Below are 5193 nucleotides of genomic sequence, written 5' to 3'. Positions count from 1 at the left end.
GTTACCCATAAGTTGGCCAAGCAAGGGCTGAACAATGGGTCGATGAATTGTCCGGTTTGATCCTAAGCGCTACGACCCTTTCAGCGTCTGCCCCAGGTTCAAACGCTCACCAGTTCTAGAAAGCTCTGCGCCCATGACAATGCTTTCGCAAGCAAGCGCCCACACAGTGTTTGGGACAGCTTGGGCATTGATGTGAGGGCGCGTATCAAATTGATTAAGACATATCTCAGCCTCGCATTTCGCTCCCGCGATAAGAGGCTCTAGCACCAATGCCATGAAAGGAGTACAAATGTACTCCATGAGCCTACTAACCCCCCGACGTACTGCCATCCTGACCTTTATCCGCGAGCGTATCGTGCAGCAAGGTCAGTCCCCGAGCTTGGCTGAAATCGCTGAGGCCTTTGGTTTTGCCTCGCGTAGTGTGGCGCGCAAACATATTTTGGCCCTTACGGAAGCCGGGTTGATCGAGGTCGCGCCCAATCAAGCACGGGGTATTCGGTTGGTTTCGCAGCAGTCGGGCAATCGTCAACGGCCCGAGATGATTGAGCTCCCGGTGTTAGGTCGGGTTGCAGCAGGTGCGCCGATTGGTCCTGACATTGGTCTGCACGACACCTTGATGCTTGATCGCAGCACTTTTCACCGGGTGCCGGATTACCTGTTGCGAGTGCAAGGCGACTCGATGATCGAAGACGGTATTCTCGACGGCGATCTGGTGGGCGTACTGCGCAGTGCCGAGGCCAAGGATGGGCAAATCGTGGTCGCGCGGCTCGACGGAGAGGTCACCATCAAGCGTTTGGAGACCCGAGCCGGCGAGTTTCGTTTACTGCCTCGTAACCCCGCTTACCAACCGATAGTGGTCTTGCCAACCCAGGATTTCGCCATCGAAGGCGTTTACTGCGGCTTAGTCAGGCGCGAATGATGGGCGCCGTTGTCAGCCTCGACGCGCTGCTGGACGAGCGTCGGGTCTGGAAAGGCCGATCCGTCGCGCCGCCCGTCAGCACCCAACCCACCGGACACGCCGAACTGGATGCGGCGCTACCAACAGGCGGCTGGCCAGCGTCGGCCCTGAGCGAAATTCTGGTGGCTGCCGATGGCAGTGGCGAGCTGCAATTATTGTGGCCAACGCTTAAGCGGCTCGCGGATCAAGGCGAGCGAATTGTGCTGGTCGCGCCGCCTTATGTGCCTTATCCGCATGCTTGGCAGGCCGCTGGCATCGATTTGCGTTGGCTGACCATGGTCGACGCCAACGCCCGGGATGCGCTATGGGCCACCGAGCAATGTTTGCGTTCCGGCAGCTGTGGCGCCGTGCTGTGTTGGCCGCCGCAGAAACAGGCCGATGATCGTGCGTTGCGGCGTCTGCAAGTAGCGGCTGAAACCGGCCAGACCCTGGCCTTCGCCTGTCGGCCCGCACATGCCGCGCTCAATCCGTCACCGGCGGCGTTACGCATCGCCATTGATGCAAAGCCCCGGCAACTGCGGGTTCTCAAGTGTCGGGGAGGGCTGACACCACCTTCACCTATCCCGTTCTCAATCGATTTCTGAGGTTCACATGCTTTGGGCCTGTGTCTTGCTGCCACAGTTGGCGCTCGACGGCGTGATGCGCCGTCGCGCCGACCCTGACGAACCGTTGGTGCTGTTGACCGGCACTGCACAACGCAGGGTGTTGCAGACGGTCAACCCGGCGGCGAAGGCGTTGGGCTTGCGTGCGGGTCAATCGCTCACCGCTGCGCAAGCATTGGTTCGCGACTTTGCGACGGTTGAATATGAGCCGAGTGATGTCGAGCGCTGGCACCGTTTATTGGCGGCGTGGGCGTATCGGTTCAGTTCCCAGGTCAGCCTGAAATACCCCCGGGTATTGATGATGGAGATTGAATCCAGCCTGGGCTTGTTCGGGCCTTGGCCCGTGTTTGAAAAGCGCCTGAGGGACGAGCTGAGCGCATTGGGATTTCATCACCGCATCGTGGTCGCGCCCAACCCGGCAGCGGCGCGGATGCTGACCAATGTGCATGACGGTCTTGCCGTCACCACCCGAGAATCCCTACACCACGCGCTAGCGCTGATGCCCATCGACCGCATCGGTCTGAGCCGTGAAGTGGCGACTGCCTTTTCACGCATGGGTCTGCATACGCTGCAGCAGGTGCTGGCCCTGCCGCGTAATACCTTGGCACGACGCTTCCCGGCGCAGGTATTGCTGCACCTGGACACCTTGCTTGGCGAGCGCGCCTTGGCGCTGGAGTGTTACCTGCCGCCAGACTTTTTCGACACCCGTATCGAGCTGAATTTCGACGTCGAATCCCATCAAGCCCTGTTGTTTCCGCTCAAACGTCTGATCTCGGATTTAGCGGTGTTTCTCGCCGGGCGTGACAGCGGCGTACAGCGTTTTTCGCTTCATCTGGAACACGTCGAAGGCAAAGACACGGTAGTGCCAGTGGGGCTGCTCAGTGCTGAACGCGGTGCGGCGATGTTGTTCGAGCTGGCGCGTGGGCGTCTGGAGCAAATACAAGTGCCGTCTCCGGTGCGTGCGGTGCGCCTGCTGGCCCGTGATCTGCCGAGTTTTGTGCCGGCACACCGCGAGTTGTTCGATGAGCGTGCGCAGCAGGCATTGCCATGGGAACAACTGCGCGAACGGCTGCGCGCGCGGTTGGGTGACGAAGCGGTCAATGGCCTGCGCGCCCATGCCGATCACCGCCCCGAATGTGCTTGGCAACCGGGCCTGGAGAGCAAGTCCGCGGGCCCGCTGCTGACGGCTCCGCGCCCCGGTTGGCTATTGCGTCAGCCGGTGCCGCTGGACGAATCCGGTGTGCGCATCCTCGCCGGCCCCGAGCGTATCGAATCAGGCTGGTGGGACGGCGGCGATGTGCGGCGCGATTACTTTTTGGTGGAGACCCGTTCCGGGCAGCGCGCGTGGGCGTATCAAACAGTGGGTGAAGACGGCAGTTTGTTGCTGCAGGGATGGTTTGCATGACTGCCGAGACCGTGGGCTATGTTGAACTGCATTGCCTGAGTAACTTCAGCTTTCAGCGCGGCGCTTCCAGTGCCAAGGAGCTGTTTGAACGTGCCCAGCGCCATGGCTACCAAGCGCTGGCGATCACCGATGAATGCACATTGGCCGGGATCGTCCGTGCCTGGCAAGCGTCACGCGAAACCGGTTTGCCGATGATTATCGGTAGCGAAATGCACATCGAAAACGGCCCGAAGATCGTGCTGTTGGCGGAAAACCTCAGGGGCTATCAGGCGCTGTGCCGCTTGATAACGGCCGGCCGACGTCGCACCAAAAAAGGCGAATACCGCCTGCTGCGTGAAGACTTTCGTGAACCTCTGGACGGCTTGCTGGCGCTGTGGCTGCCGGATTTACTCAGTGAAACCCATCAAGAGCAAGGCCAGTGGCTGCATGCCTTGTTTCCCGAACGCCTATGGCTGGCTGTGGAATTGCACCGTGGCCCTGACGATGGGCAGCGCTTGAATGATCTTCTGGCATTGGCCGATAGCGTGAACATCCCGGCGGTGGCTAGCGGCGATGTGCACATGCATGCCCGAGGCAGACGCGCCCTGCAAGACACCATGACTGCGATTCGTCATCACACCACCGTTGCTGACGCCGGGCATCGCCTGTTCCCCAATGGCGAACGGCATTTACGACCGCGGTCACAGCTGGCAGAACTGTACCCGGCGCCGTTGTTGGCAGAGTCGGTACGTATCGCGGAGCGCTGCAGTTTCGACCTCGGACAGCTGCGTTATGAATACCCCCATGAGTTGGTGCCCAAAGGTCAAACTGCTGCCACCTGGCTACGGCAGATGACTGAAGAGGGCGCGCTGCGGCGCTGGCCAAAAGGCGTGCCGGACAAGGTAAGGGCGTTGATCGAGCGTGAATTGAGTTTGATCAGCGAACTCAATTACGAGAGCTATTTCCTGACCGTACACGACATTGTTCGTTTCGCCCGTAGCAAAGACATTCTGTGCCAGGGCCGTGGTTCGGCAGCCAACTCGACCGTGTGCTTTGCCTTAGGCATCACCGAATTGGACCCGGCAGTCAGCAACATGCTGTTCGAGCGCTTCATGTCCAAAGAGCGCAATGAACCGCCGGACATCGACGTCGACTTCGAACATGAGCGCCGGGAAGAAGTATTGCAGTACGTGTTTCAGCGTTATGGCCGGGGCAGGGCAGCGATCACTGCTGTGGCCAGCACGTATCACGGCGCCGGCGCTGTCCGTGATGTGGCCAAAGTATTGGGTTTGCCACCCGATCAGATCAATGCGCTGGCCGATTGCTTTGGCAGCTGGAACGATAACCTGCCGCCACCAGAACGCCTGCGCGAATGTGGTTTTGAGCCGGACAGTCCGATCTTGCGCCGTGTATTGACCTTAACCGGGGAGTTGATCGGTTTCCCTCGGCACCTGTCCCAGCATCCGGGCGGATTCGTCATCTCCGAACATCCGCTGGAAACGCTGGTGCCGGTAGAAAACGCAGCCATGGCTGATCGTACGATCATTCAATGGGACAAGGACGATCTGGACTTGGTCGGGCTGCTGAAGATCGACATTTTGGCACTGGGCATGCTCAGCGCACTGCGCCGCACGTTTGATCTGGTGCGCCGTTATCGGGGTTATGACCTGACGTTGGCGACCATTAAGCAGGAAGATAAACCCACTTACGAAATGATCAGTCGCGCTGACACAGTAGGCGTTTTCCAAATCGAATCCCGGGCGCAGATGGCCATGCTGCCGCGCCTGAAACCCAAGACCTTTTATGATCTAGTGATTGAAGTGGCCATCGTCCGACCGGGGCCGATTCAGGGCGATATGGTGCATCCGTACCTGCGCCGGCGTAACCACGAAGAGCCGGTCACCTATCCTTCGGAAAAGCTTAAAGCGGTATTCGAGCGCACCCTCGGCGTGCCACTGTTCCAGGAGCAGGTCATGGAACTGGCGGTGGTTGCGGCCGATTACACGCCGGGGGAGGCCGACCAACTGCGCCGCTCCATGGCCGCCTGGAAACGCCACGGCGGGCTTGAGCCGCATCAAAAACGCCTGACTGAAGGCATGCTCAAGAATGGCTATACCCTGGAATTTGCCAACCATATCTTCGAGCAGATCAAAGGTTTCGGCAGTTACGGTTTTCCCGAATCGCACGCCACGAGTTTCGCCCTGATCACCTATGTCTCGTGCTGGCTCAAACGCCATGAGCCCGCGGCG

At 59.7% G+C, this 5193-nt stretch carries 4 protein-coding genes; all 4 read left to right on the top strand.

What is annotated here, in order from left to right; genetic code table 11:
- Window positions 1-289: 289 nt before the first annotated feature.
- Entirely contained in the window at window positions 290-919 is a 630-nt protein-coding gene (gene lexA, locus M0974_RS22285) for a transcriptional repressor LexA (protein WP_297841848.1), read from the top strand.
- Window positions 919-1542 carry a translesion DNA synthesis-associated protein ImuA gene (gene imuA / locus M0974_RS22280; RefSeq protein WP_297841838.1) on the top strand — a complete coding sequence of 208 codons (624 nt, stop codon included), beginning with the start codon at window positions 919-921 and terminating at the stop codon, window positions 1540-1542. Before lexA ends, imuA begins: the two co-directional genes overlap by 1 nt.
- A 7-nt stretch (window positions 1543-1549) precedes the next feature.
- Window positions 1550-2965, top strand: a complete 1416-nt coding sequence (locus M0974_RS22275) for a DNA polymerase Y family protein (RefSeq protein ID WP_297841835.1) — start codon at window positions 1550-1552, stop codon at window positions 2963-2965.
- A partial coding sequence (locus M0974_RS22270; protein ID WP_297841831.1) for an error-prone DNA polymerase occupies window positions 2962-5193 on the top strand: 2232 nt, incomplete at its 3' end. The genes M0974_RS22275 and M0974_RS22270, both read left to right, overlap by 4 nt.

This window comes from Pseudomonas sp. (assembly GCF_026224925.1).
GTDB lineage: Bacteria > Pseudomonadota > Gammaproteobacteria > Pseudomonadales > Pseudomonadaceae > Aquipseudomonas.
The sequence above is the reverse complement of the archived record's forward strand: the minus strand, read 5'-3'. Positions and strand labels throughout refer to the sequence as shown.